This window comes from Pseudomonas sp. NIBRBAC000502773 (assembly GCF_006517195.1).
Classification (GTDB): domain Bacteria; phylum Pseudomonadota; class Gammaproteobacteria; order Pseudomonadales; family Pseudomonadaceae; genus Aquipseudomonas; species Aquipseudomonas marginalis.
The window spans coordinates 4,184,530-4,210,491 of the sequence record NZ_CP041189.1; the positions used below are offsets into that span (position 1 = coordinate 4,184,530).

General features: G+C 59.7%; 27 protein-coding genes, 1 tRNA gene and 1 pseudogene. 6 read left to right on the top strand and 23 right to left on the bottom strand.

The window, feature by feature from the left end; all coding sequences use genetic code 11:
• Nucleotides 1-411: 411 nt before the first annotated feature.
• From sctJ to NIBR502773_RS19245, 11 genes and pseudogenes are all read right to left on the bottom strand, one after another.
• Complete coding sequence (sctJ, locus tag NIBR502773_RS19195; protein ID WP_141156698.1) at nucleotides 412-1,218, bottom strand: type III secretion system inner membrane ring lipoprotein SctJ; 807 nt, start codon at nucleotides 1,216-1,218, stop codon at nucleotides 412-414.
• Nucleotides 1,219-1,713: 495 nt separating this feature from the next.
• Nucleotides 1,714-1,893: a hypothetical protein gene (locus NIBR502773_RS19200; RefSeq protein ID WP_141156699.1), complete on the bottom strand. Its 180-nt coding sequence runs from the start codon at nucleotides 1,891-1,893 to the stop codon at nucleotides 1,714-1,716.
• Between the two features lie 238 nt (nucleotides 1,894-2,131).
• Nucleotides 2,132-3,055 (bottom strand): sigma 54-interacting transcriptional regulator, encoded by a 924-nt coding sequence (locus NIBR502773_RS19205; RefSeq protein ID WP_141156700.1) that lies wholly within the window; start codon nucleotides 3,053-3,055, stop codon nucleotides 2,132-2,134.
• 315 nt (nucleotides 3,056-3,370) lie between these two features.
• Complete coding sequence (gene ychF, locus NIBR502773_RS19210) at nucleotides 3,371-4,471, bottom strand: redox-regulated ATPase YchF (RefSeq protein WP_010213320.1); 1,101 nt, start codon at nucleotides 4,469-4,471, stop codon at nucleotides 3,371-3,373.
• A gap of 22 nt (nucleotides 4,472-4,493) precedes the next feature.
• Nucleotides 4,494-5,077 (bottom strand): annotated as a pseudogene (gene pth / locus NIBR502773_RS19215) (aminoacyl-tRNA hydrolase).
• Between the two features lie 167 nt (nucleotides 5,078-5,244).
• The gene (locus NIBR502773_RS19220) at nucleotides 5,245-5,844 is read right to left on the bottom strand and encodes a 50S ribosomal protein L25/general stress protein Ctc (RefSeq protein WP_027606889.1); all 600 of its coding nucleotides are present in this window, start codon (nucleotides 5,842-5,844) and stop codon (nucleotides 5,245-5,247) included.
• A 138-nt stretch (nucleotides 5,845-5,982) separates the two neighbouring features.
• Complete coding sequence (locus NIBR502773_RS19225) at nucleotides 5,983-6,924, bottom strand: ribose-phosphate pyrophosphokinase (protein WP_003171603.1); 942 nt, start codon at nucleotides 6,922-6,924, stop codon at nucleotides 5,983-5,985.
• A 46-nt stretch (nucleotides 6,925-6,970) separates the two neighbouring features.
• Nucleotides 6,971-7,045, bottom strand: a tRNA-Gln gene (locus NIBR502773_RS19230).
• A 37-nt stretch (nucleotides 7,046-7,082) separates the two neighbouring features.
• On the bottom strand, nucleotides 7,083-7,886 hold the full coding sequence (ispE, locus tag NIBR502773_RS19235; RefSeq protein ID WP_205885421.1) for a 4-(cytidine 5'-diphospho)-2-C-methyl-D-erythritol kinase: 804 nt from the start codon (nucleotides 7,884-7,886) through the stop codon (nucleotides 7,083-7,085).
• Nucleotides 7,887-7,935: 49 nt separating this feature from the next.
• Nucleotides 7,936-8,553 carry a lipoprotein insertase outer membrane protein LolB gene (gene lolB, locus NIBR502773_RS19240; protein WP_027606887.1) on the bottom strand — a complete coding sequence of 206 codons (618 nt, stop codon included), beginning with the start codon at nucleotides 8,551-8,553 and terminating at the stop codon, nucleotides 7,936-7,938.
• A gap of 4 nt (nucleotides 8,554-8,557) precedes the next feature.
• On the bottom strand, nucleotides 8,558-10,282 hold the full coding sequence (locus NIBR502773_RS19245) for a tetratricopeptide repeat protein (RefSeq protein ID WP_141156701.1): 1,725 nt from the start codon (nucleotides 10,280-10,282) through the stop codon (nucleotides 8,558-8,560).
• A 182-nt stretch (nucleotides 10,283-10,464) separates the two neighbouring features.
• Here NIBR502773_RS19245 and hemA point away from each other — a divergent pair, with 182 nt between their 5' ends.
• From hemA to NIBR502773_RS19275, 6 genes are all read left to right on the top strand, one after another.
• Nucleotides 10,465-11,751: a glutamyl-tRNA reductase gene (hemA, locus tag NIBR502773_RS19250; protein ID WP_065938450.1), complete on the top strand. Its 1,287-nt coding sequence runs from the start codon at nucleotides 10,465-10,467 to the stop codon at nucleotides 11,749-11,751.
• Nucleotides 11,748-12,830 carry a peptide chain release factor 1 gene (gene prfA, locus NIBR502773_RS19255; protein WP_027606884.1) on the top strand — a complete coding sequence of 361 codons (1,083 nt, stop codon included), beginning with the start codon at nucleotides 11,748-11,750 and terminating at the stop codon, nucleotides 12,828-12,830. Before hemA ends, prfA begins: the two co-directional genes overlap by 4 nt.
• Nucleotides 12,831-13,661 carry a peptide chain release factor N(5)-glutamine methyltransferase gene (gene prmC / locus NIBR502773_RS19260; protein ID WP_141156702.1) on the top strand — a complete coding sequence of 277 codons (831 nt, stop codon included), beginning with the start codon at nucleotides 12,831-12,833 and terminating at the stop codon, nucleotides 13,659-13,661.
• The gene (locus NIBR502773_RS19265; protein WP_141156703.1) at nucleotides 13,655-14,410 is read left to right on the top strand and encodes a molybdopterin-synthase adenylyltransferase MoeB; all 756 of its coding nucleotides are present in this window, start codon (nucleotides 13,655-13,657) and stop codon (nucleotides 14,408-14,410) included. The genes prmC and NIBR502773_RS19265 overlap by 7 nt, the downstream gene beginning before the upstream one ends.
• Complete coding sequence (gene murI, locus NIBR502773_RS19270; protein ID WP_115486577.1) at nucleotides 14,403-15,197, top strand: glutamate racemase; 795 nt, start codon at nucleotides 14,403-14,405, stop codon at nucleotides 15,195-15,197. The genes NIBR502773_RS19265 and murI overlap by 8 nt, the downstream gene beginning before the upstream one ends.
• 103 nt (nucleotides 15,198-15,300) lie before the next feature.
• Nucleotides 15,301-15,819, top strand: coding sequence for an acyloxyacyl hydrolase (locus tag NIBR502773_RS19275; RefSeq protein ID WP_027606880.1), 519 nt, complete (start codon nucleotides 15,301-15,303; stop codon nucleotides 15,817-15,819).
• 136 nt (nucleotides 15,820-15,955) lie between these two features.
• Here the strand turns inward: NIBR502773_RS19275 and NIBR502773_RS19280 are convergent, their stop codons facing one another.
• From NIBR502773_RS19280 to NIBR502773_RS19335, 12 genes are all read right to left on the bottom strand, one after another.
• Nucleotides 15,956-16,261, bottom strand: a complete 306-nt coding sequence (locus NIBR502773_RS19280) for a YkgJ family cysteine cluster protein (RefSeq protein ID WP_016977069.1) — start codon at nucleotides 16,259-16,261, stop codon at nucleotides 15,956-15,958.
• 54 nt (nucleotides 16,262-16,315) lie between these two features.
• Nucleotides 16,316-16,795 (bottom strand): DUF2878 domain-containing protein, encoded by a 480-nt coding sequence (locus tag NIBR502773_RS19285; RefSeq protein WP_141156704.1) that lies wholly within the window; start codon nucleotides 16,793-16,795, stop codon nucleotides 16,316-16,318.
• Nucleotides 16,788-18,059, bottom strand: a complete 1,272-nt coding sequence (locus NIBR502773_RS19290) for a cyclopropane-fatty-acyl-phospholipid synthase family protein (protein WP_141156705.1) — start codon at nucleotides 18,057-18,059, stop codon at nucleotides 16,788-16,790. Before NIBR502773_RS19290 ends, NIBR502773_RS19285 begins: the two co-directional genes overlap by 8 nt.
• A complete protein-coding gene (locus NIBR502773_RS19295; RefSeq protein ID WP_141156706.1) occupies nucleotides 18,046-18,855 on the bottom strand; it encodes a DUF1365 domain-containing protein in 810 nt (269 codons plus the stop codon). The genes NIBR502773_RS19290 and NIBR502773_RS19295 overlap by 14 nt, the downstream gene beginning before the upstream one ends.
• Nucleotides 18,852-20,099, bottom strand: coding sequence for an NAD(P)/FAD-dependent oxidoreductase (locus tag NIBR502773_RS19300; protein WP_141156707.1), 1,248 nt, complete (start codon nucleotides 20,097-20,099; stop codon nucleotides 18,852-18,854). Before NIBR502773_RS19300 ends, NIBR502773_RS19295 begins: the two co-directional genes overlap by 4 nt.
• Nucleotides 20,096-20,878 (bottom strand): SDR family oxidoreductase, encoded by a 783-nt coding sequence (locus tag NIBR502773_RS19305; protein WP_092358844.1) that lies wholly within the window; start codon nucleotides 20,876-20,878, stop codon nucleotides 20,096-20,098. Before NIBR502773_RS19305 ends, NIBR502773_RS19300 begins: the two co-directional genes overlap by 4 nt.
• Nucleotides 20,875-21,297, bottom strand: a complete 423-nt coding sequence (locus tag NIBR502773_RS19310; RefSeq protein ID WP_027606873.1) for a nuclear transport factor 2 family protein — start codon at nucleotides 21,295-21,297, stop codon at nucleotides 20,875-20,877. Before NIBR502773_RS19310 ends, NIBR502773_RS19305 begins: the two co-directional genes overlap by 4 nt.
• Nucleotides 21,290-22,732 carry a deoxyribodipyrimidine photo-lyase gene (gene phrB, locus NIBR502773_RS19315; RefSeq protein ID WP_141156708.1) on the bottom strand — a complete coding sequence of 481 codons (1,443 nt, stop codon included), beginning with the start codon at nucleotides 22,730-22,732 and terminating at the stop codon, nucleotides 21,290-21,292. Before phrB ends, NIBR502773_RS19310 begins: the two co-directional genes overlap by 8 nt.
• On the bottom strand, nucleotides 22,733-23,662 hold the full coding sequence (locus NIBR502773_RS19320; protein ID WP_141156709.1) for a MerR family transcriptional regulator: 930 nt from the start codon (nucleotides 23,660-23,662) through the stop codon (nucleotides 22,733-22,735).
• Between the two features lie 15 nt (nucleotides 23,663-23,677).
• Nucleotides 23,678-24,643, bottom strand: coding sequence for a DUF523 and DUF1722 domain-containing protein (locus tag NIBR502773_RS19325; RefSeq protein ID WP_141156710.1), 966 nt, complete (start codon nucleotides 24,641-24,643; stop codon nucleotides 23,678-23,680).
• 111 nt (nucleotides 24,644-24,754) lie between these two features.
• The gene (locus NIBR502773_RS19330) at nucleotides 24,755-24,970 is read right to left on the bottom strand and encodes a TIGR02450 family Trp-rich protein (RefSeq protein WP_065924060.1); all 216 of its coding nucleotides are present in this window, start codon (nucleotides 24,968-24,970) and stop codon (nucleotides 24,755-24,757) included.
• Nucleotides 24,967-25,953: an NAD(P)/FAD-dependent oxidoreductase gene (locus NIBR502773_RS19335; protein WP_115486585.1), complete on the bottom strand. Its 987-nt coding sequence runs from the start codon at nucleotides 25,951-25,953 to the stop codon at nucleotides 24,967-24,969. Before NIBR502773_RS19335 ends, NIBR502773_RS19330 begins: the two co-directional genes overlap by 4 nt.
• Nucleotides 25,954-25,962: the final 9 nt, after the last annotated feature.

A 25,962-nucleotide genomic window follows, 5' to 3' on the forward strand; every position in this document is an offset into this window, starting at 1 on the left:
AATCTAAGACGCTGCCAAGTCGCGGGTTCAATCCAGCTATGGAGCAGTTGTAGCAGGTCAGAATCGGGCGGCAGTATCACGCGGGGCAACGCCTTGGAAAGACGCACGCACCATTGGTGATGAATGTCGGTCAAGAGGGCTGAGTCCTGGGGATTGAAGGTGTGGTGAACCAATGCCAGCATTAGGTTCAGTTGTTCCCTCGAGGCCAGCGCCAGGCGGATCACTGTGGGGTGCGGGTTAGCGGGCAAGCAGGCTGCATAACCTAGTAGTTTGTCTGGTACTGACTGTCCACTGCGAAGAAGCGTTTCAATCACTGGGTAATCTGCGCCCTTCCAGTCATCGTGGGCGGTCTCCCAGGGAAATACCCACCATCGTGCCCACGACAGGTATTCATGAAACTGATGATCCAGTCTAGTTGTCATGAACAGAAACCGTTGATCTGCCCGTGGAGCCCGTTTCTTGAAGGCCACTCTGACGTCGTTTGTACAGGAGCAATAAGGCGACCGTGAGGACGATCACGCTGAGCAGTAAAACGATCACGCTGGTTCGCCAGAACCCAAGATCATCGCCAGGCACCAGGAAAGGACCGAAATACACTAGCCGTTGCTGCTCCTGGTAAATCGTCGCGGGCACGAATATCACCGAGAGTTTTTGCAGGTTGTCCACTGCCATAGACATGCCAGGGATACTGCTCGCTACCATTCTGCGAATTCGTGCTCTGATGTTATCGGGGTCTAACCGTGGGTCGTGCTTGATGAATACCGAAGCCGATGCCGGTTGTACTGGCTCCCCTGGAGCGACGCGTTCCGGTAACACGACGTGCACGCGTGCGACGATGACGCCGTCAATGTTGGACAAAGTGGCCTCAAGTTCTTGGGATAAGGCATAGATATAGCGCGCGCGCTCTTCCAATGGCGTTGAAATTACCCCTTCCTTGCGAAAGGTATCCCCTAGCGTGGTCCGAGTAGCTCTGGGTAGACCTACGGCTTCCAGCGTTCGTACAGCTCGCCCGATATCAACCGCATTAACCGTGATGACAACACCGTCCTTGGCGGGAATTTTTTTGGCGCGAATATTTTTATCAGCCAATTCGGCTACGACTTCATTGGCCTCCTGTTCGGAAAGCTGGCGATGAAGTTCTACGCTGTCGCTGCATCCGCCCAAGAGGGATGCAATGCCAATGAAGATGACGGCAAAGAGAGGGGGTATTATTTTCATTACTGCAAGTTACATATCTTGTCGACGCCTTGGGTCGTCTTGGCGAGACATTTTGTCAACAGATGTGGAGTAAGTTGTGCGTTAAAAAAATCGCGAGGGAAAGTTTTGTAGACTTCAAAGTCTAGCTCTTTTTTAGGCGCACGGACGAGTTTGGAAAAACGGTTCATTGAGGCGCTGAGCTGATTGGACGCCTCCACAAAAAGCTGGGGGACGGTAGCCCTGGAAGACACTGTCTTTGTAACGCCTGAACCTTCGAGCATTGATGAAAAAAAACTGGCATCCCTACTGTACGCTGGATGCTCAGGTGCTGAGTAGGTAACGTTGCCTCTGTCGGACTGATTTGAACGTTCAGTTTCTTCTATTCGCATGGCATGTGGGCTCATTGATTAATCATAGTGACTTTCTATGAGGGCAGATGAAGTGATCTTCAGGCTGGCAAGATGGTTACCTCTTGATGGCCAGGTGCAAGAGGTAACCTATATATCAGCTGATTAGTTACTGGCCTTTGGATTTTTGTAGCATATCGTTAACGTTCTTCATTTCGGCGCCTAGCCAACCGTTATCTAAAATATCTCTTTGTTGCTTAGCTGATATCGCTTTGGCTTCTGCTTCGTTAGAGCTCCCATAGTTTGAATAAGGGGAACTAGTCGGGTTTTGACCGATTGAATTAGACATATAAGCTCCAAACGTAAATTTGAGTTTATTTTACCTAGCATATATTTGCTTAGGTGCTACCTGTGTGGCTATCGTGAAAAATGCGTTCCCTGAGCGTCGAGGTTAAATGTTTCTAATTGTGTATGTTGGAAGGCCTATCTGTGTATCCTGCCAGTGTATTGATAGGACTGGCCTCGCAAGGAATGTTTATGAATAAAGCGATGTGGTCTTTTAGTAAGTAAAAAACAGAAACATGGCTTTATGTCAAAGAAATTTCCAGATGTTTGATCCTGTGGTATAGCGTGCGCTTGGAAGTACCTAATTCAATGGCCACTGCATTTACACAGTAGTCATGGCGGCGCAAAGACTCCTCAATCAGCGTTTTTTCGATTTGCTGCAGATTTGACTTCAGGCTTGTTTTTTTGCCCTGGTGGGCGGAGGGCGGGCTTGAGAGCACTGGCAGTCCTAATACAAATCGCTTCGCCGTCGAACGTAGCTCGCGAACGTTGCCCGGCCAAGTGTGAACAAGCAGCTGATGCAGCAGACTCTCAGGTGGAGGCGGGGTAGGAAGTTTGAAATATTCTGCTTCTTTCTGGACCATCTCCAGAAATAACGAAATGATACAGTCACGTCGATCACGCAAGGTGGGCAGCTGAATGTTGACGACATTCAAGCGGAAGTACAGATCGCGCCTAAAGGTGGATTGCTCGACCATTTCGTGCAAAGAATGCTGGGCTGATGCTATGACCCGCATGTCCACCGGGATAAAACGGGTCGAGCCTAGGCGCTCCACACCGCGTGACTCTAGTACGCGCAGCAATTTTGCTTGCAAGCTTAGAGGCATGCTGTCGATCTCATCCAGATACAATGTGCCCAAGTGGGCGGCCTCGACAAAACCAGCGCGTGATTGTATCGCTCCGGTATAAGCGCCGCTGTTGACGCCGAATAATTGGCTTTCGGCGAGGCTTTCAGGAATAGCTGCGCAGTTTACGGCGACGAAGTTACCCCGCCGGCCGGATAGATGATGGATTCGCTGAGCCAATGTATCCTTGCCAGTTCCGGTTTCCCCTAGCAACAAGATATCAATGTTAAACGTAGCAGTGCTACCCAACATGCTTTTAATCTCTGGATCGTCAATCAGGTATGACTCCGTCTCATTTTCCATGTGGTCGAACGCCGACATCGAATTATAGCTCCATAAGCGCTATTGCTTCATCGCAGGGAGTACTGTCGCAAGCTAACTCAGTAGGTGAAATTCTATAGCTGTTGTCACGTACTCTTGGAGTCGTTATTTGCCAGGGGTGTGTAAGATAAGTTTTATTCTGGTGTTGGTGTTGGTGTTTGATGTTTTTGCTAAGTGCGAAAGAGCGGCTAGGAGAAATCTGAAGTTTTCTGGAGTTTGGCTAAAACTATTGATTGATAAAATATATAAATGTTCGACCATAAAAAAGCCGATGCGAAGCATCGGCTTTTTTACTATTTAAATCGCGGGTAATACTTACACGTTGAAACGGAAGTGCATCACATCGCCATCTTTAACAATGTATTCCTTACCTTCCAAACGCCATTTTCCCGCTTCTTTGGCACCGGCCTCACCCTTGAACTGGATAAAGTCGTTGTAGGCGATCACTTCCGCGCGGATAAAGCCTTTTTCAAAGTCGGTGTGGATCACACCGGCAGCCTGTGGCGCAGTGGCGCCGACTTTTACGGTCCAGGCGCGGACTTCTTCGACACCGGCGGTGAAGTAGGTCTGCAGGTTGAGCATTTCGTAGCCGGCGCGGATCACACGGTTCAGGCCAGGCTCTTCCAGGCCCAGGGCCTCAAGGAACATGTCTTTCTCTTCGCCGTCATCCAGCTCGGCGATTTCCGCTTCAATCTTGTTGCACACCGGCACCACGATGGCGCCTTCTTCGTCGGCGATGGCCTTGACCACGTCGAGCAAAGGGTTGTTCTCGAAGCCGTCTTCAGCGACGTTGGCGATGTACATCACTGGCTTGGTGGTCAGCAGGTGGAAACCCTTGATCACGGCCTTCTCGTCAGCGCCCATGGTCTTCATCAGGCTGCGTGCCGGCTTGCCCAGGGTGAAGTGTGCGATCAACTGTTCCAGCAGGCCTTTCTGGACCACTGCGTCCTTGTCGCCGCCTTTGGCGTTGCGCGCGACTTTCTGCAGTTGCTTCTCGCAGCTGTCGAGGTCGGCGAAGATCAGTTCCAGGTCGATGATCTCGATGTCGCGTTTCGGGTCGACGCTGTTGGAGACGTGAATCACGTTCTCGTCTTCAAAGCAGCGGACCACGTGGGCGATGGCATCGGTTTCACGGATGTTGGCCAGGAACTTGTTGCCCAGGCCTTCACCTTTCGACGCGCCGGCTACCAGGCCTGCAATGTCGACGAACTCCATGGTGGTCGGCAGGATGCGCTTGGGATTGACGATGGCCGCCAGTGCGTCCAGGCGTGGATCGGGCATCGGCACGATGCCGCTGTTGGGTTCGATGGTGCAGAAGGGGAAGTTCTCCGCCGCAATACCGGACTTGGTCAAAGCGTTGAACAAGGTGGATTTGCCGACGTTGGGCAGGCCGACGATGCCGCAATTGAATCCCATGGTGTTTCCCCTCGGAAAAAAGTCAGGCCTTCTGGCTGTGCAGGTTTTTCATCGCGCGGTTCCATTCACCGGCGAAGATATCCGGCAGCACGCCGAGGGCAAAGTCGATGCTGGCATCGAGTTTTTCCTGTTCGGCGCGTGGCGCACGACCCAGGACGAAATTTGAAACCATACTGGCGACGCCTGGGTGGCCAATGCCGAGCCGCAGGCGGTAAAAAGTATTCTGATTGCCCAACTGCGCGATGATGTCGCGCAGGCCATTGTGCCCGCCATGCCCGCCGCCTTGCTTGAGCTTGGCAACGCCGGGTGGCAGGTCCAGTTCGTCATGGGCCACCAGGATTTCCTCGGGTTTGATCCGGAAGAAGCCCGCAAGCGCCGCGACAGCCTGGCCGCTGCGGTTCATGTAGGTGGTGGGAATCAATAGACGAACATCCTGACCCTGATGGGAGAAACGTCCGGTCAGGCCAAAATATTTGCGATCGGCCACCAGGTTTACACCTTGGGCGTGGGCGATACGCTCAACAAAAAGGGCCCCGCGTTATGCCGGGTCTGTTCGTATTCGGCGCCTGGATTTCCCAGGCCAACGATCAGTTTAATGGCAGTCACGACAGGGGCCCTTCCTTTGGAGTTGTGGATAACATCGCTACACCCGCGTGCGGCGAAAGTGGACGACAAGAGATCATTTACTCAAGAGTAAACGCCGCGTTATCGCCCGCTTTCTCGCTACGTTTCGGTCCGCGATGTTTCCTCAAGCTCCGGCAATACAGAGTGAATTACTCTGCAGCGCCTTCTTCAGCTTCTGGAGCAACGCGTGGAGCGTGTACGTTTGCAACAGCTTTGTCATCACCGTGAGCCAGTGCGACAAACTCAACGCCTTTAGGAGCCTTGAGGTCGGACAGGTGGATGATTGCGCCGATTTCCAGAGCCGACAGGTCGACTTCGATGAACTCAGGCAGATCTTTCGGCAGGCAAGTCACTTCGATTTCGTTCAGGACGTGAGAGATCTCGCCGCCTTTCTTGACCGGAGCCTCTTCACCAACAAAGTGCACAGGCACGATAGCGGTCAGTTTCTGGCCGGCTACGACGCGTACGAAGTCAGCGTGCAGAACGTGACCCTTGGATGGGTGACGTTGCAGGGCTTTGATGATGACGTTTTGCTTTTTGCCGCCAACGTTCAGTTCGATAACGTGGCTGTAGGCCGCATCGTTTTCGAGCAGTTTGGCAACTTCTTTAGCCAGCATGCTGATGGATTCAGGGGCTTTGTCGCCACCGTAAACTACAGCTGGAACCAGGCTTGCGAGACGACGCAGGCGGCGGCTCGCACCTTTCCCCAGGTCGGAACGCACTTCAGCATTCAGAGTAAAATCGTTCATGTTGTATCTCCAAAATAACCACATTCGCCCCAGCGTTTGCGACCAGCGCTAAAGGCGATATGGGCAAAAAAGCCCCGCCCCAACAGTATGCTGGGGCGGGGCGCTTTTCGTCAGTGAGATGTTCCGAAGGTTTGACCCTTAGCGGAACATCGCGCTGATCGATTCTTCGTTGCTGATGCGGCGAACCGCTTCGGCAACTACCGGTGCGATATCCAGTTGACGGATACGCGCACAGGCTTGAGCGGCGGCGGACAACGGGATGGTGTTAGTCACCACCAGTTCGTCCAGCACGGAGTTCTCGATGTTCTCGATCGCTCGGCCCGACAGCACAGGGTGTGTGCAGTAGGCGAAGACTTTAGCTGCACCGTGCTCTTTCAAGGCTTTGGCCGCGTGGCACAGGGTGCCGGCGGTGTCGACCATGTCATCAACCAGAATACAGGTACGCCCTTCGACATCACCGATGATATGCATCACTTCAGAGTGATTGGCTTTCTCGCGGCGTTTGTCGATGATCCCGAGGTCCACGCCCAGGGATTTGGCGACAGCCCGTGCACGCACGACGCCACCAATGTCCGGGGACACGATCATCAGGTTTTCAAAGCGCTGGTCTTCGATGTCATCCACCAATACGGGGGAGCCGTAGATGTTATCTACCGGAATATCGAAGAACCCCTGGATTTGGTCAGCGTGCAGGTCAACCGTGAGTACACGGTCGATACCTACCACGGTCAGCATGTCAGCAACGACTTTCGCGCTGATAGCCACACGTGCGGAACGCGGACGGCGATCCTGGCGGGCATAACCAAAGTAAGGGATTACAGCTGTGATTCGAGTCGCTGAGGAGCGGCGGAAGGCATCAGCCATCACGACGAGTTCCATCAGGTTATCGTTGGTCGGAGCGCAGGTCGGCTGGATAATGAAGACGTCTTTACCGCGGACGTTTTCATTGATCTCGGCTGTAATTTCGCCGTCGGAGAATTTACCGACAGAGATGTCACCGAGAGGGATATGCAGCTGACGTACGACACGTCGAGCCAGATCGGGGTTGGCGTTCCCCGTAAAGACCATCATCTTGGACACGCGCAGTACCTAGAGGCTGAGGGTAACCTGGATGAGTATTAGAAAATGGCAGGGGCGGCTGGATTCGAACCAACGCATGGCAGGATCAAAACCTGCTGCCTTACCGCTTGGCGACGCCCCTGTATCTGTTGCAACGAGTACCCAGTACTCGATTCCTTTTAGAGCAGACTTTGCAGCTTGCGATGCAACATCGAAACGTTGCTTCCCTTTGCTACAAACCCTGTAAGGGTCTCTGTAAGAAGGGCCGAGACTTTATCAGCTTCAGCTTTGCTTGGGAAGCCCCCAAACACACAACTTCCAGTTCCGGTTAATTTTGCTTCGGTAAATTTACCTAACAAATTCAAAGCGTTACGTACCTCTGGATAACGCCTTGCTACAACCGGTAAGCAGTCATTTCGACTGTTTCCCTTGGGAACGGGGCGCACTTTAATGGGAGGAGAGTTACGTGTCAACAGCGGATCTGAAAAAATTTCTGCTGTACTTACAGATACTTGCGGGACAAGCACGACATACCACGGCTCTTCGGGGTATTCCGGGGTGAGTTTTTCCCCCACGCCCTCAGCAAAAGCGGCGTGTCCACGCACGAAAACCGGGACGTCGGCGCCCAGCGTGAGGCCCAGCGCAGCCAGGCGATCATGGTCCCAGCCCAGTTGCCACAAATGGTTCAGACCCAGCAGTGTGGTCGCGGCATTCGAGCTGCCACCACCGATTCCGCCACCCATGGGCAGAATCTTATCGATCCATATATCGATGCCCTGGGAACAGCCGGACTGCTCCTGGAGTTTTTTCGCGGCCCTCACAATCAGGTTGCTGTCGTGGGGCACGCCTTCGAATTCAGTGTGCAACTGGATCACGCCATCGTCGCGCAGGGCGAAGGTGAGCTCATCGCCGTAGTCGAGAAATTGAAACAGCGTCTGCAACTCGTGATAGCCGTCTTCACGGCGACCGAGAATGTGCAGCATCAGATTGAGTTTGGCCGGCGAGGGCAGGGTCAGTTTTTGTACGGCCACGTTATTGCCCCAGCTTGCGCGGTTGCCAGTCCTTGATCACCAGCGTGACGTCAAGGTCGGTGCCATGCAGCTTGATGCGCTCTGGCAGCCAATAACCGCCCTGTTCCACGTAGCTGAGGTACTCGACCTGCCAGCCATCCTGTTCCAGGGTGGCCAGGCGACTGTCACCGTTGAGGCTCAGGCGGCTCTTGCTGTCCGGCGCGGGCAAGCCGCGGACCCACCACACCAGGTGCGAGACAGGCAGTTTCCAGCCAATCTGCTCTTCCAGCAGCGCTTCGGGCGAGGTGGCCTCGTAGCGACCCTGGTTGGCGACTTCGAGGCTGACTTGTCCCGGGCGGCCGGTCAGGCGCGCGGCGCCACGCCCCAAGGGGCCGGACAAGCGAATGTCGTAGTAATCCTGGCGTTGCAGCCAGAACAAGGTGCCGCTGCCGGAATCTTTCGGTGCGCGAACCCCGACTTTGCCTTCGATCTGCCAGCCGTCGATGCTGCCGAGCTGATCCTTGTGCTGCTTCCATTGCGCCGGGTTGCCCTGGCCCTCAACGGATTCGCGGGCACCGAAGCCCGCGCAACCGGCGAGCAGGGCGATGAAGCTGAAAACGATAACGTGGCGCAAGAACATAAGCTTAAAGGGTCTCGGATCCGGTCAGGCGCTTGATGGTGCCGCGCAGGATGGGGCTTTCGGGTTGTTCCTTGAGGAATTTTTCCCAGATTTGGCGGGCTTCGCGCTGCTTGCCATTGGCCCACAGCACCTCGCCCAGGTGTGCAGCGACTTCCTGGTCGGGGAAGCGCTCCAGGGCTTGGCGCAGCAAGCGTTCGGCTTCGTCGAGGTTGCCCAGGCGATAGTTCACCCAGCCCAGGCTGTCGAGTACGGCCGGGTCTTCCGGGTTGAGCTTGTGCGCCTGCTCGATCAACGCCTTGGCTTCGTCGTAGCGCGTGGTGCGGTCGGACAAGGTGTAGCCCAGGGCATTCAGGGCCATGGCGTTGTCCGGGTCGCGCTTGATGATCAGGCGCAGGTCTTTTTCCATCTGCGCCAGGTCATTGCGTTTTTCCGCCTGCATGGCGCGGGTGTACAGCAGGTTCAAATCGTCGGGGAATTGCAGCAAGGCTTGTTGCAGCACCTTCCAGGCGCGCTCGCCCTGATTATTGGCTGACAAGGTCTCGGCCTGGATCAGGTAAAGCTGGATCGCGTAGTCCGGTTCGGCATCCCGTGCAGCGGCCAGGCGTTTTTCTGCCTCATCGGTACGCCCGTTGCTCATCAGGATGTCGGCCTGGCGCAGTTGGGCCGGCAGGTAGTCGTTGCCTGGGCCGACCTGTGCGTATTCGAGCAGGGCGGCCTGTGGGTCGCTGCGCTCTTCAGCGATGCGGCCCAGGTTCAGGTGCGCTGAGTCGACATGACTTTCGCGCTCGATCAGCTCTTCCAGATAACCCTTGGCCTCGTCCCAGGCCTTGGCTTCCAGGCACACCAGCGCCAGGGAGTAACGCAGTTCATCGTCATCCGGGTATTGCTGGAGCAGGTTGGCGAACTGCACTTTGGCGTCCTCCATACGGTCCTGCTCCACCAGCGTGCGCGCGTAAGTCAGGCGCAGACGCTTGTCGTCCGGGTATTTCTTGATGCTTTTTTCCAGCAGTGGAATCGCTTCCTTGCCGCGGTTGAGGTTCTGCAGCAGGCGCGCGCGCAGCAGAATCGGCGCGATCTCACCGTCTTCCGGAGGGTTCTGTTCCAGCAGCTTCAATGCGGCTTCGGCTTCATCATCCTGTTGCAGCAGCAGGGCCTTGCCGAACACCAATTGACTGTTCTTCGGGTGTTTTTGCAGCAGGCGGTCGAAACTCTTCATCAGGCCATTGCGGGTGTCCTGGTCCGTGTCGGCAGCCGACAGCGCGAGGAAGTCGAAATGGGTGTCGCCCTTGCCTTGCAGGACTTTCTCCATATAGACCATGGAGTCGTCATAACGCCCGGCCCGCGCCAATTGAATGGCGGCTGCCCGCTGGGCTTCCAGGTCGTCCGGCGCGTTCTTTGCCCAGATCAGCGAGGTATCCAGCGCGGCCTGATCGGCCCCGAGGTACTCGGCAATGCGGAACGCCCGCTCGGAAATTCCCGGATCCTGGGTGTTGATGGCCTGGGTCACGTAGTTATCCAGCGCAATATCGAAGCGATTGCGCTGGCCGGCCAGTTCCGCACTGAGCAGGCTGAACACCGTTTCTTCACTGAACGAGGAATAAACCTTGGGCTTTTCAGGGGCGGGTGTGCTGTCTTCCACCGGCGGTGTACCGTCCGGCGACACGGGTGCCATGGCCTGGCAGCCGCTGAGGAAGACAAAAGCAAGGAGCAACGCGGAAGATCTATTCATATAGGAAGAGGACGACTAACCTGCGGTCGGATCATCATGACACAAGCCTTCGGCCAAACATAACCGAGTCTCAGTTGATGCCTTTATAGACACAAGGCATTAGGACAATAGACGACGGTGGTTGTTCTGAATCTTTCGAAGTAGGACAATTGTCGGCTTCCCGACATCATCAGCGATATTGAATGGCCTTCCTCGCACTCGGTATTAACCACAAGACTGCTTCCGTAGACGTGCGCGAGCGCGTGGCGTTTACGCCAGAGCAGTTGGTTGAGGCCTTGCAGCAGCTCTGCCGTCTCACCGACAGCCGCGAAGCTGCGATCCTTTCGACCTGCAATCGCAGTGAGCTTTATATAGAGCAGGAACATCTTTCAGCGGATGTGGTACTGCGCTGGCTGGCCGATTATCACCATTTGAGCCTCGACGACCTGCGCGCGAGCGCCTATGTGCACGAAGACGATGCGGCAGTTCGTCACATGATGCGCGTGGCATCCGGCCTCGATTCGCTGGTGTTGGGCGAGCCGCAGATCCTGGGTCAGATGAAATCCGCCTACGCCGTGGCGCGCGAGGCCGGCACCGTCGGTCCGCTGCTGGGCCGTCTGTTCCAGGCCACCTTCAATTCCGCCAAGCAGGTGCGCACCGATACCGCCATCGGTGAAAACCCGGTGTCCGTGGCGTTTGCCGCCGTCAGCCTGGCCAAGCAGATTTTCAGCGACCTGCAGCGCAGCCAGGCGCTGTTGATCGGTGCCGGTGAGACCATCACCCTGGTTGCCCGCCACCTGCATGACCTGGGCGTAAAGCGCATCGTGGTCGCCAACCGTACCCTGGAGCGCGCCAGCATCCTCGCCGAACAGTTCGGCGCCCATGCGGTGCTGCTGTCGGACATCCCGGCCGAACTGGTGCGCAGCGATATCGTCATCAGCTCCACCGCCAGCCAGCTACCGATCCTCGGCAAGGGCGCGGTGGAAAGCGCGCTGAAACTGCGCAAGCACAAGCCGATCTTCATGGTCGACATCGCCGTTCCCCGGGATATCGAGCCCGAAGTCGGCGAGTTGGACGACGTTTACCTCTACAGCGTCGACGATCTCCATGAAGTGGTGGCCGAAAACCTCAAGAGTCGCCAGGGCGCTGCCCAGGCGGCTGAAGAGATGGTCGGCATCGGCGCTGAAGAGTTCATGGTGCGCCTGCGTGAGCTGGCGGCGGTGGACGTGCTCAAGGCGTATCGTCAGCAGGGCGAACGCCTGCGTGATGAGGAGTTGATCAAGGCCCAGCGCCTGCTCGCCAACGGCAGCAGCGCCGAGGAGGTGCTGATGCAACTGGCTCGCGGCCTGACCAACAAATTGCTGCATGCGCCCAGCGTACAATTAAAAAAACTGACTGCCGAAGGCCGCCTTGATGCGCTGGCCATGGCCCAGGAACTCTTTGCCCTCGGTGAGGGCGCGCCCAGCTCTTCGGATAAAAAATCGCAATGAAAGCGTCACTGCTCAATAAACTGGACGTGCTCCAGGACCGTTTCGAAGAACTGACCGCCTTGCTCGGCGACGGCGAAGTCATTTCCGATCAAACCAAGTTCCGCGCCTATTCCAAGGAATACGCCGAAGTTGAGCCCATTGTGGCCACGTACAAAAATCTCACCAAAGTGCAGGCAGACCTTGAAGGCGCCCAGGCGCTGCTCAAGGACAGCGACCCGGACATGCGTGAAATGGCCGTGGAAGAAGTCCGCGAGGCCAAGGAAAAGTTGGCCGAACTGGAAGGTGACCTGCAGCGCATGCTGCTGCCCAAGGACCCCAACGACGGGCGCAATGTGTTCCTTGAAATCCGTGCCGGCACCGGCGGTGATGAAGCGGCGATTTTCTCCGGCGACCTGTTCCGCATGTATTCGCGTTATGCCGAGCGTCGCGGTTGGCGGGTCGAGATCCTGTCCGAGAACGAAGGTGAGCATGGCGGCTATAAAGAAGTCATCGCGCGGGTCGAAGGCGACAACGTCTATGGCAAGCTGAAGTTCGAGTCCGGTGCCCACCGTGTGCAGCGGGTTCCCGCGACGGAATCCCAAGGCCGCATCCACACCTCGGCCTGCACCGTGGCCGTGTTGCCCGAGCCGGACGAGCAGGAAGCCATCGAGATCAACCCGGCCGACCTGCGGGTCGATACCTACCGCTCGTCGGGCGCCGGTGGCCAGCACGTCAACAAGACGGACTCGGCGATTCGTATCACCCACTTGCCGTCGGGCATCGTGGTGGAGTGCCAGGAAGAACGTTCCCAGCATAAGAACCGTGCACGGGCCATGTCCTGGCTGTCGGCCAAGCTGAATGACCAGCAGACCAGCGCCGCCGCCAACGCGATTGCCAGCGAGCGCAAATTGCTGGTGGGCTCGGGGGACCGCTCCGAGCGCATCCGTACCTACAACTTTGCCCAGGGCCGGGTCACCGACCACCGGGTCAACCTCACCCTTTATTCCCTGGACGAGATTCTCGCCGGTGGCGTGGATGCGGTGATCGAGCCACTGCTCGCCGAATACCAGGCCGATCAGCTGGCGGCGATAGGTGAATAAATGACCATTATCGCCAGCCTGTTGCGCGCCGCCGACCTGCCCGACTCGCCCACGGCGCGCCTGGATGCCGAGTTATTGCTGGCGGCGGCCTTGGGCAAGTCCCGCAGCTACCTGCACACCTGGCCGGAAAAAATCGTCAGCAGCGAACACGCCCTGGCGTTTGCCGGCTACCTGCAACGCCGCCGCGCCGGCGAGCCGGTGGCCTATATCCTCGGTCAGCAAGGTTTCTGGAAGCTGGACCTGGAGGTCGCGCCCCACACGCTGATCCCGCGTCCGGACACCGAACTGCTGGTGGAAGCGGCCCTGGAATTGTTACCGGCCACACCGGTCAAGGTCCTTGACCTGGGCACCGGCAGCGGCGCCATCGCCCTGGCCCTGGCCAGCGAGCGTCCGGCCTGGCACGTCACGGCCGTCGACCGCGTGCTGGAAGCCGTGGCGCTGGCCGAGCGCAATCGCCAGCGCCTGCACCTCCATAACGCCACGGTGCTCAACAGCCATTGGTTCAGCGCCCTGGCAGGTCATGCCTACGACCTGATCATCAGCAACCCGCCCTACATCGCCGCCAACGATCCGCACCTGGTGGCGGGCGATGTGCGTTTCGAGCCGGCCAGCGCCCTGGTGGCGGGCCATGATGGCCTGGATGACCTGCGCTTGATCATCGCCCAGGCCTCGGCCCACCTGAACGCGGCGGGTTGGCTGCTGCTGGAGCACGGTTACGACCAGGCTGGCGCGGTGCGCGACCTGTTGCTGAGCCAAGGCTTCGAGGAGGTGCACAGCCGCATCGACCTTGGCGGTCACGAACGCATTTCCCTGGGACGCCGGCCGTGCTGACCGATCAGGAGCTGTTGCGCTACAGCCGACAGATTCTGTTGCAGCATGTCGACATCGACGGCCAATTGCGCCTGAAAAACGGCCGCGCGTTGATCGTCGGCCTCGGTGGCCTGGGTGCCCCGGTGGCGATGTACCTGGCTGCCGCCGGTGTCGGTGAATTGCACCTGGCGGATTTCGACACCGTCGACCTCACCAACCTGCAACGCCAGATCATCCATGACACCGACAGCGTCGGGCAGGCCAAGGTCGATTCGGCCATGCGCCGCCTGAGTGCCCTCAACCCCGAAATCACCTTGGTCGCCCATCCCGTCGCGCTGGATGCCGATACCTTGGCGGCGGCTGTGGCGGGTGTGGACGTGGTGCTCGATTGCAGCGACAACTTCTCCACCCGCGAGGCCGTCAATGCCGCCTGCGTGGCGGCGGCCAGGCCATTGATCAGCGGCGCGGCGATCCGGCTTGAAGGGCAACTGTCGGTATTCGATCCACGTCGCGCCGAAAGCCCGTGCTATCACTGTTTATACGGGCACGGCAGCGACACTGAACTGACCTGCAGCGAAGCGGGCGTGGTCGGCCCACTGGTGGGCCTGGTCGGTAGCCTGCAAGCCCTGGAGGCCCTGAAACTGCTGGCTGGTTTCGGCGAGCCGCTGGTAGGCCGCTTGTTGCTGATCGATGCGTTGACCACACGTTTTCGCGAACTGCGGGTCAAGCGTGATCCCGCTTGCAGTGTCTGCGGGACGCAACATGGGTAAGGACGCGCCAATCGGTGTGTTCGATTCCGGTGTCGGCGGCTTGTCGGTGCTGGCTGAGATTCAGCAATTACTGCCCCATGAGTCCCTGTTGTACGTGGCCGATTGCGGGCATATCCCCTACGGCGAGAAAACCCCGGCGTTCATTCTTGAGCGTTCCCGGTCAGTTGCCGGGTTTTTCCGTGAGCAGGGCGCCAAGGCTTTTGTGATCGCCTGCAACACCGCAACCGTGGCGGCCGTCGCGGATTTGCGCCAGGACTACCCCGATTGGCCCCTGGTGGGCATGGAGCCTGCGGTCAAACCCGCCGCGGCGGCCACGCGCAGTGGCGTGGTCGGGGTGCTCGCCACTACCGGCACCCTGCAAAGCGCCAAGTTCGCCGCGTTGCTCGATCGGTTTGCCACCGATGTGCGGGTGATCACCCAGCCGTGCCCGGGCCTGGTGGAGCTGATTGAAACCGGTGATCTGGACAGCCCGGCCCTGCGTCAGTTGTTGCAGGGCTATATCGACCCGCTGCTCAGCGCTGGCTGCGACACCATCATCCTCGGCTGTACCCACTATCCCTTCCTCAAGCCGCTACTGGCGCAGATGCTGCCCGCCAGCATCATCCTCATCGACACCGGCGCTGCCGTCGCACGTCAGCTCAAGCGTTTGCTGGGCGAACGCGACCTGCTGGCCCTCGGCGATCCTGAGCCTGCACAGTTCTGGACCAGTGGCGATGTGTATCACCTAAGAAATATCCTACCGACACTATGGAAACATTCTGCAGTTGTGCGAAGCTTCGGGTCGTGAAAATTTCGTGAAATGTCGCTGAACTTCTGAGTGTGCGTCAGCTTCTATAGCGAGATGGCCTGTAAAAATTCATACAAACTTTGTTTTCAAAGGACTGTTTCTTATGAAGCGCTTGTTCTGTTTGGCCGCGATTGCGGCCGTAGTGGTGGGACACTCTGTTTCGGCCCAGGCTGCAGGCCTGGAGTTTGGGGTGGGCAGCACCAGCGATTCGACGTTGACCTATCGACTGGGCCTGACCTCGGATTGGGATAAAAGCTGGATGCAGAGTGACGTCGGTCGCCTGACCGGCTATTGGAGCGGCGCCTATACCTATTGGGAAGGTGATGATCGTGCAGGCGCTAGCAGCCTGTCGTTCTCGCCGGTATTTGTGTATGAGTTTGCCGGCCAGTCGGTCAAGCCCTACATCGAAGCCGGGATTGGCGTGGCGGTGTTCTCGCGTACCAAGCTGGAAGACAACAACATCGGCCAGGCTTTCCAGTTCGAAGACCGCCTGGGCTTTGGCCTGCGCTTCACCGGTGGGCATGAAGTCGGCATTCGCGCTACGCATTACTCCAATGCCGGGATCAGCAGCAACAACGATGGTGTAGAAAGTTACTCGCTGCACTACACCATGCCGCTGTAATTCCCAGGAACGCTGAAAAACAGTGTGGGAGGGGGCTTGCCCCCGATGGTGATGGATCAGTTGGCAAATTCCGCGACTGACACTCCGCTATCGGGGGCAAGCCCCCTCCCACATTAAGGTCCTCACTGGCCTGAGATCAGCGGTAGGCCGTGGCGATGCCTTCGCGTTCGGTCAGGCACTCCGGTGCGCCCATCTCGAACTCCCGGCAGATCAGCGGCCGACGTTCGTAAATCGTGCACATCATCGTGTCCCGATCCAGCGCTGCGCACCAGCCGTCATCCAGGCGCAGCATCACTTCACCGCCCCAATCGTCAGTGTCGATATAGCGCTCCGGCACGCCGGTGTCGGTGATCAGCATCACTTCCAGCTGGCAGCAGCAGGCCGCGCAGGTCGAGCAGGTGACGGCGGGTTCGGTGATCTGGGTGTGGGGGATGTTGGTCATAGGCGCGCAGTGTAAGGCAAGCGGATGCTGTGCGTGTGAATGCTCTGACAGACGTCAGCGCGCCAGCCGATGCAGTCCGACGAACACCACCGCCCAAAGCAGCGCCAGCCCCGCCATGGAGGGTAACAGTGGGTAGCCAAAATGCACGCCCGCCAACTGGCTGCCGGCGTAATACGACAGCGGGCCCCCGAGCGCACCCAATGCTGCCGCACGCCACCAGGGCCGTGCACTCCAGGCCAGGCAATGGCGCAGGGTGGTGGCCAGTACCGCCCACAGCAGGATCAGCCATAACGGAATCAGCGGTCCGGGCTCGCTGAAGTGAAACACCCCCAGGCTGCGCAGCAACGTATCCAGTACCGTGCCCAGCAGCGTCACGCGGATAATCAGCGCGCCGTCGGTGGCCCACGAACTTATCCACAGCAGGTGGATTGCCAGCACCGCCAGCCCCACCAGCAACCAAGGGCCATCGCCACCGAGTACGCAGGCAAACCACCCGCACTGGAACAGCACGGCATTGGCCAGTGGTTTAAGCACTGAAGCGCCCGAGCAACGGAGGGTTGATGGCCGACGGTTTGGCCAACAGCAATTGCGCGGTGCCAATGGTGCGCTCCATAAAGCCGCCCTCGCAGTAGCACAGGTAGAACTCCCACAACCGCAGGAAATATTCGTCGTAGCCCAACTCCGTCAGACGGCCGTGGGCGTGGCGAAAGTTCTCGTGCCACAGGCGCAGGGTTCGCGCGTAGTGCAGGCCGAAGTCCTCCATGTGCAGCAGGTTCATATCGGTGTCGCGGCTGACGATGTGCAGCATGTTCTGCACACTGGGCAGGGCACCGCCGGGGAAGATATAGCGCTGGATAAAGTCGACGCTGTTTTTCGCCTGCTCGAAGCGTTGCTCACGGATGGTGATGGCTTGCAGCAACATCAGGCCATCACGCTTGAGCAGGCGCGCGCACTGCTTGAAGTAGGTCGGCAGGAAGCGATGGCCCACCGCTTCGATCATCTCGATGGACACCAGCTTGTCGTACTCGCCGGTCAGGTCGCGGTAGTCCTGCAGCAACAACGTGACCTGGTCTTGCAAGCCCAGGGCCGCGATGCGTTTTTCGGTGTAGGCGAACTGCTCTTTGGACAAGGTCGTGGTGGTGACCTTGCAGCCGTACTGCTGCGCCGCATACAGCGCCATGCTGCCCCAGCCGGTGCCGATTTCCAGCAGATGATCGGTGGGTTTGAGCGCGAGCTTCTGGCAGATGCGTTGCAGTTTGTTCAGTTGCGCCTGTTCCAGGCTGTCGTCGGGCGTCAGGAACTGCGCGGCCGAATACATCATGGTCGGGTCGAGGAATTCTGCGAACAGCTCATTGCCGAGGTCGTAGTGGGCGGCGATGTTTTTCTGCGAGCCCTTGCGCGTGTTGCGGTTGAGCCAGTGCAGGCCTTGGGTGAACGGCCGGGCCAATCTGGCCAGGCCACCCTCCATTGCATCGAGCACATCCAGGTTACTCACCATCACCCGCACCACCGCCGTCAGGTCCGGGCTGGTCCAATAGCCGTGGATAAACGCTTCGCCCGCACCGATGGAACCGTTGGCCGCCACCAGCCCCCATACCGCCGAATCGACAATCTGGATTTCCCCCAGCAGGTGCGCTTCCCGTGCGCCGAATACCTGGCGCTCACCGTCCTCGATCACCACCAACTGGCCATGGCGCAGTTGGCTGAGTTGGCGCAGCACGCCCTTGCGCAGCAGCGCACTGGTCATGCCGTTGATGTTCAGGCGGTGGGTCTTGACCGATAAGCTAGGGGATTTCATGGCGGCGATCCTTGGTGTACCCGACTGATGTGCGAGAGGCGCCGTCGGCGGCCTGATGGGAAAAAATCGGTGTGCGCTTGAGCAACAGGCGCAGGGCCTGCCAATAAATGGCCAGGCAGGTCTTGGCGGTCATCCACGGATAGCGCCACAGGTAACGGTGCAGGCTGGCGCGGTTCAGCGTTTCTTTGTGCAGGCTCAAGGTGGCGTCGAAGACTTTCACCTCGCCCTGCCAATCGGCCATGTGCACGCCGAGCTTGGTGGCGGGCGGGCTGAAGCTCATGCGGTATTCCAGGTCGCGCGGCAAAAACGGCGACACGTGAAACGCCTTGGCCACGGCAAAGTGCTGGTGTTCGTCCGCACCGAGGGCCTGGGCCGGCAGCACGTAGTGATAGCGCTCGCGCCATGGGGTGTTGGTCACTTCGCACAGGATCGCGGCCAGTCGTCCGTCGGCCTCGAAGCAGTAAAAGAAACTCACCGGATTAAAAGCCAGGCCCCAACTGCGGGCCTGGGTCAGCAGGCAGATAACGCCCAAGGGTGTATGCCCCAGGGCCTTGCCGACTTCCTGGCGCACGGCATCGGTCAAACTCATGCCGTGACGCGTAAATTCACGCAGGTAGTCCTGCTCGCGAAAGCCGAAGGGCGCCAGGCGACTTGCACCGGCCAGGGGCGATAGCCCGAGCACCTCGTCTTGTTCGCTGAGGTCCAGGTACAGCAGGCCGATGCGGTAGCGAAAGGCATGGGCCTTGGGGGCAAACCGCCGATGGGCGATCCAGCCGCTGTACAGGGCGCTGTTCACAGGCTTTCCCCAAAGGCTTCGGCCACGCGCAGGGCGCTGACGACGCCGTCTTCATGGAAGCCGTTGGCCCAATAGGCGCCGCAGTACCAGGTATGGCGGGTGCCGTTCAGTTCTTCCCAGCGTGCTTGTGCGGCCACGGCGGCCAGGCTGTATTGCGGGTGGGCGTAGGTATAGCGCGCAAGGATCTTCAGCGGGTTGATCATCGACGTCTGGTTGAGGCTGACGCAAAAGGTGGTGGCGCTGTCGATGCCTTGCAGGATGTTCATGTCATAGGTGACAGCGGCCTGGGTCTGCGTGTCGCCGCTCAGCCGGTAGTTCCAGCTGGCCCAGGCCAGTTTGCGCTCGGGCAGCAGGCGCGTGTCGGTGTGCAGCACCACGTCATTGTCGGCGTAGGGCAGGGCGCCGAGGATCTCCTGCTCGGCCTGGCTCGGGTCGCCGAGCAGGGCCAGTGCCTGGTCGCTGTGGCAGGCGAACACCACCTTGTCGAAGGCTTCGGTGCCGGCGGCGCTGTAAATGATTACGCCCTCTGCGTCACGCTCGACCAGATGCACCGGGCAGTCGAGGCGGATCTGCTCGCGAAAGCTGCGGGTCAGCGGTTCGATATAACGGCTGGAGCCACCCTCGATCACGCACCACTGCGGCCGGTTGTTCACCGAGAGCAAACCGTGGTTCTTGAAGAAACGCACAAAGAACTGCAACGGGAAATCCAACATGTCCGCCAGGGACATCGACCAGATCGCCGCGCCCATCGGTACGATGTAATGCCGGATAAACCGAGGCCCGTAGCCCCCGGCTTCGAGGTAGTCACCCAAGGTCATCCCGGCGTTGATGCGCTGTTCTTTCAGGTCCCGCGGCGCCTCGCGATTGAAGCGCAGGATGTCGCGCAACATGCCCCAGAAGCCTGGCGAGAGGATATTGCGGCGCTGGGCAAACAGGCTGTTGAGGTTGTTGCCGTTGTACTCGAAGCCGCTGCCCTGGTCGCACACCGAAAAGCTCATCTCGGTGGGTTTGAAGGTCACGCCGATCTGCCCCAGCAAGCGGATGAAGTTGGGGTAGGTCCAGTCGTTGAACACGATGAAGCCGGTGTCCACCGCATAGGGTTTGCCCTCGACGGTGACGTTGACCGTGTGGGTGTGCCCGCCGATACGGTCGCCGGCCTCGAACAGGGTGATGTCGTGGCGGCGGCTGAGCAGGTAGGCGCTGGTCAGGCCGGCGATACCGCTGCCGATAATGGCGATCTTCACAGGTCGTCCTTTTTCGGTGGCGGGCTGCGCAGCATTCGTTTGCCGATGATCAATTGCGCGCGGTTCGGCAGTTTCGACAGCGGCCACAGCGTGGCGATAAACAGTGCGGGGAAGGCGATCTCCAGCGGGCGTTTTTCCAGCTTGGCGAAGATATGCCGCGCGGCCTTGTCGGCGGGCCAGCTCAGGGGCATCGGGAAGTCATTGCGCTCGGTGAGTGGAGTGTCGACGAAGCCCGGGCTGATCACCGTGACATCAATGTTTTCGGTCGACAGGCTGATGCGCAGGGATTCGAACAGGTAGCGCAGCCCGGCCTTGGACGCGCCATACGCTTCGGCCCGTGGCATCGGCAGGTAGGTCACGGCGCTGGCGACGCCCACCAGGTGTGGCGTGCGCCCGGCGCGCAACAACGGCAGCGCCGCTTCAATGCAGTAACTGCTGGCCAGCAGGTTGGTGCGCACCACGTGTTCGATAATCGAGGCATCGAATTGCCTGGCGTCGACATATTCACAGGTGCCGGCGTTGAGGATTACGGTGTCGACCGAGCCCCAGGCCGCGCCGATGTGCTCACCGATCTCGCGCACGGTCTGGCTGTTGGTCAGGTCGCCGGCCACCACCAGCACCTGGCCGGGGTAACGTTGGGCGAGCGCTTCCAGCGGGCCTTTGGTGCGTGAACTGAGGGCTACGTGGGCGCCGCTGTTGAGCAGCTCCACGGCCAGCGCGGCACCGATGCCACTGCTGGCACCGGTCAGCCAATAACGACGGGGCGGCAGTGCGTTCATCCCACTCTCCTTTTCAACCAACTGACGACCCCACCCAACACGGGAAGGTGTTCGTACAACAGGGCGCCGGCGTCGAAGTAATCGCGGTGGCGGTACACCTTGTCACGCCACATCAAATGCGAGCAGCCCTCCACGCGGATGACCTTGCCCTTGCCCAGGCGCGGGTGGCAGAAACTCATGTTCCAGCGCAGGTAACCTTCGCCTTCGGCCACCTGGTCGAAACCATGGAAGTCGAAGCGCAGCTGGCTGACGTTGCTGTACAACTCGGCGAAATACGTGTGCAGCGCGGTCAGGCCATGGACTTCATGCAGCGGGTCGGTGAAGGCGATGTCCTGGCTGTAGAGGCTGTCGAGCAGTTGCAGGTTGTGCTTGTCCAGCGAGGCAAAGGCCTGGGCGAAGCGGCGCAGGAAGTCACTCATGTTCAGCGACCTCCTGGCGTGAAGGCAGGTTGCGAAAGGCCGCCAGGGCGCGTTCGCGGGATTTTTTCAGGTCGACAATCGAGCGCGGGTAATCCGCCACGCCAAACAGGCCGCCGAGCGCCTGCGGGTTGTGCACTTCCTTCTTGTTCAGCGTGGCCAGCTCCGGCAGCCAGCGCTTGATAAACACGCCGTCGCCGTCGAATTTTTCCGATTGACTCAGCGGGCTGAAAATCCGGAAATACGGTGCCGAATCGGTGCCGGTGGATGAACTCCATTGCCAGCCGCCGTTGTTCGCTGCGAGGTCGCCGTCGATCAGGTGGCGCATGAAGAAGCGCTCGCCTTCGCGCCAGTCGATCAACAGGTTCTTGGTCAGGAACATCGCCACTACCATGCGCAGGCGGTTATGCATCCAGCCGGTTTCCAGCAACTGGCGCATGGCGGCATCGATGATCGGCAGGCCGGTGCGCGCCTGTTGCCAGGCGGCGAGGTCCTCGGGCGCATCGCGCCAGGCCAGGGCTTCGGTCTCGGGGCGGAAAGCGCGGTGACGGGAGACCCGTGGGTAGCCGACCAGAATGTGCTTGTAGAACTCACGCCATAGCAGCTCGTTGATCCAGGTGATGGCGCCGATGTCGCCGCTTTCGAATTCGCCCTGGTTGGTTTGCAGGGCGGCGTGCAGGCATTGGCGCGGCGAAACCACGCCGGCGGCCAGGTAGGCGGAGAGCTGGCTGGTGCCGGGCTTGGCCGGAAAATCCCGTTCGTCTTTGTAGTAGCTGATCTGCTGGTCGGCGAAGGCGTCGAGGCGGCGGCGGGCTTCGTCTTCGCCGGCGGGCCAGAGGGCGCGCAAGGTGTCGCTGGGCGGTTCGAAGCCGTCGACCTGTTCGGGAATCGGATCGCTCTTGAGCGTGAGCGGGGCTTGGGCCTCGGGCGTTGCGACCCGTCGCGGCAGGGCGCTGTGCAGGCGCGCGTAGCAGACCTTGCGGAACTGGCTGAACACCTGGAAGTAGGTGCCGGTCTTGGTCAGCACGCTGCCCGGTTGGAAAAGCAGTTGGTCCAGGTAACTATGGAACGTCACGCCGCCGGCTTCCAGCGTCTCAGCGGCAGCTGCATCGCGACGGCTTTCATGGATGCCGTATTCCTCGTTGACGTGTACCGACTCTACGGCCAGTTCCCGGCACAGTTGACTCAACACGGCGGGAACCTGATCCCAGGTAGCGGCATGGCGGATCAGCAAGGGAATGTTCAGGGCGCCCAGGGCCTGGCTCAAGTGCTGCAGGTTGCGCAGCCAGAAATCCACTTTGCAGGGGGCATCGTCATGGGCCAGCCATTGCTCGGGCGTGACCAGGTACACGGCCGCCACCGGGCCTCGCTGGCAGGCCGCGGCCAGGGCGGTGTTGTCGTGAAGGCGCAAGTCGGTGCGCAGCCAGATCAAGTGCATTTAAATAAGTCCACGCTGGATCAGGAGCTGATGGGCCGACAACGGGTCTTCGGCCACGAACAATTGCACGATGTCTTGGGTTAATACGGCCAGCTCGGCCTGGTGGATGCAGACCGTGGGTCCGACGAGCAGTTTTGCGCAATTGACGCCAGCCAGCAGCTTGCTCAGTGCCGGCAATTGCAGGGCCTTGCTCGAGTACAGGAGCACGGCGCGCGGTTGCAGGTGTTCCGCCGCCAGGGCCAGCTCGCCGGTGGGCAGCGGCCAGTCAAAGACCTCCACCGGGCAATCGGCGCTGCTGGCCAGCCAGGCGCTGAGCCACAGGTGCGGCTCCAGGGGCAGGTCGGAGTGGTTGACCAGCAGCAGCGGCGCACCGTGCAACTGCCGGTTGTTGTGGTAGATGCGTGCACCGAACTTGCTGCGCAGCCAGGACAGGAAAAACACCCGCTCCATCTGTGCGCCGAACTGGCCTTGCCAGCGCTGTTCCAGCTCCTGCAGCAACGGCAGCAGCAATTGCTCGCACAGGGTGCGCGGTGGGTACAGCGCCATGGCCTGGTTAAACACATCGTCCACCCGGCGTTCGGCCAGTTCGCTGACGGCCTGCACCAGGTTCTGGCGCAAGGCGTGCCACTCGTTCTCGACGGCATCGGGAAGGGCCTGGGCGGAATCGATCAGGCCTTTTACCTGGCTGACCGGTACGCCGCGATTGAGCCAGGTGAGGATGGTGTGGATGCGTTGGACATGGTCGGCATTGAACAGCCGATGGCCCTTGGGGGTGCGCTGGGGCACGATCAGGCCATAACGGCGCTCCCAGGCGCGCAGGGTCACGGCGTTGACGCCGGTCTGGCGCGCCACTTCACGAATCGGCAGCCAGCCGTCTTCGAGGGCTTGGGCGATGTCTGCGCCGGGTTCGTCTTGCAAGATAGCGGTCATGACGCTTTTCATGGTTTAGATCGCATTCCGCAGGCTGAGATTTTCCGGGTGCGGCTGCAAGTAGGCCTGCTGCGCGATGTAGCGGTCCGGGTGTTGGCGAAAGTGATGCTTGAGCAGGGTCAACGGCACCACGAGCGGCACGATGCCCTGGTGATACTGGCTGATGACTGTCTGCATTTCCTGTTTGTCATCGGCGCTGATGGCCTGCTTGAGGTAACCGCTGATGTGTTGCAGCACGTTGGTGTGGGTGCCGCGGGTGGCGCACTTTTTCAGGCCGGTCATCAGGTCGCTGAAATAGCAGGCGGCCACCTCGTCGAGGTTGACGTCCCTGGCCATGCTGCCGAGGCGGTGGCCCAGGCTCTTGTAATGCATCAGGCTGTGGGCCATCAGCAAATACTTGTAGCGCGCGTGAAACGCCAGCAGGCGGTGGCGGGTCAGGCCCTCGGTCAGCAGTTGCTGCCAACTGGCGTAGACGAAGACGCGGGTCAGGAAGTTTTCTCGCAGTACCGGGTCATTCAGACGGCCGTCTTCTTCCACGGGCAGGTTCGGGTGACGCGCGCAGAACGCCTGGGCGTAGATGCCACGCCCGCCGCCCTCCACCGGCGCTCCATTTTCACGGTAGACCTTGACGCGCTCCAGGCCGCAGGACGGCGACTTCTGCATGAAGATGTAGCCGCACAGGTCAGTGTGTTCGGCGGCCATTTTGCGGCCGTATGCGTCCAGCGGCGCGGTGACATTCAGCTCGTGGTGTACGGTGCCGACGGCCTGGGGCTGTTCGGCATCGCCCACCAGGCGAATGGTTTCACGGGGGATACCCAGGCCGATCGCCACTTCCGGGCACAGCGGTACGAAGTCGAAGTACTCGGCGAGGACCTCGCTGCATAGCTGGGACTGCTTGTGACCGCCATTGAAACGCACGTTTTCGCCCAGCAGGCAGGCGCTGATGCCAATCTTCGGCTTGATGGACGGTGTGCTGGGCATGGCCAAACCTCTGCAAGATTCATGTACAAGATCTGAAATCTGTACAACTAAATCTCATCATAGGTTTGATGCTGTACAAGTCAAATATTTTGTACAAGTATTTGCACGGGGCTATTTCCAGCCGATTTGCCAAGCCTCGGCATTTTGCAGGGTTTGCCAGGCCAGGCGCTCGGCGCGCAGGGTCATCACGGCTTGCAACTCGATTTCCAGCACTGTGCCGTCCTCGTCACGAAACAGTTCGGTCACCAGGAAGTGTTTTTCCTTGTTGCGGGGCCGGGCTGCCGTCCACTTTGACAGCAGCAATTTGGCCGGGTTGATGCGGTTCATTGCAGGTGCTCGATTAACCGTCGCGCGGCTTCCTGACCACTGAGCCACGCCCCTTCCACGCGCCCCGAGAGGCACCAGTCGCCACACACGTACAGGCCCAGGTCGGCGTCGGCCAGCACCCCGAACTCATGGGCGCCGGACGGTCGTGCGTAGAGCCAGCGATGGGCCAGGCTGAAGGACGGTGCGGGCATGGCGCTGTGCAGCAATTCGGCGAAGGCGCCGTGCAGGTGTTCGATCACCGCGTCCTTGGACAGGTCCAGGTGGGCCTTGCTCCAGGTGCTGGTGGCATGCAGCACCCAGGTGTCGAGGGTCGTGTCGCGCCCGGGCTTGCTGCGGTTGCGCGCCAGCCAGTCCAGCGGGCTGTCTTGCACGAAGCAGCCTTCCATGGGGGTATCCAGGGGCTTGTCGAAGGCCAGGGCAATGGCCCAGGTCGGGTCCATCTTCACGCCGGCGGCGGCACTCGCCAATTTGGGCGCTGCCGCCAGCAGCGCCGTGGCCTGGGGGGCGGGCGTGGCGATGATCACATGGCTGAACGGGCCGTGGTTTTCGCCGTCGGCATCCAACAGGTTCCAGTGTTGCTTGCCTTGGAACACCTCGGTGATCCGGCAGCCGAACTCCACCGGCAGGTCATCGAGCAGGGCGCGTGTGATGGCGCTCATGCGCGGCGTGCCGACCCAGCGTATCTGTTCATCGGGGGAGGGCGTGAGTTGGCCGGACTTGAAGTTGTACAGCTGGGGCTTCCATTGCTCGGCCCAGCCGTTGCTTTGCCAGCGCTGCACTTCGTTGACGAAGCGTCGGTCGCGGGCGGTGAAGTATTGGGCGCCCATGTCCAGTGCGCCGGCGTCGCTGCGCTTGCTGGACATGCGGCCGCCGCTGCCGCGGCTTTTATCGAAGAGTTGTACAACGTGCCCGGCGTCTTGTAACGCTCGGGCGGCGGAGAGACCGGCGATGCCGGTGCCGATGATCGCGATGGGGACAGTCATGGGAGGCCT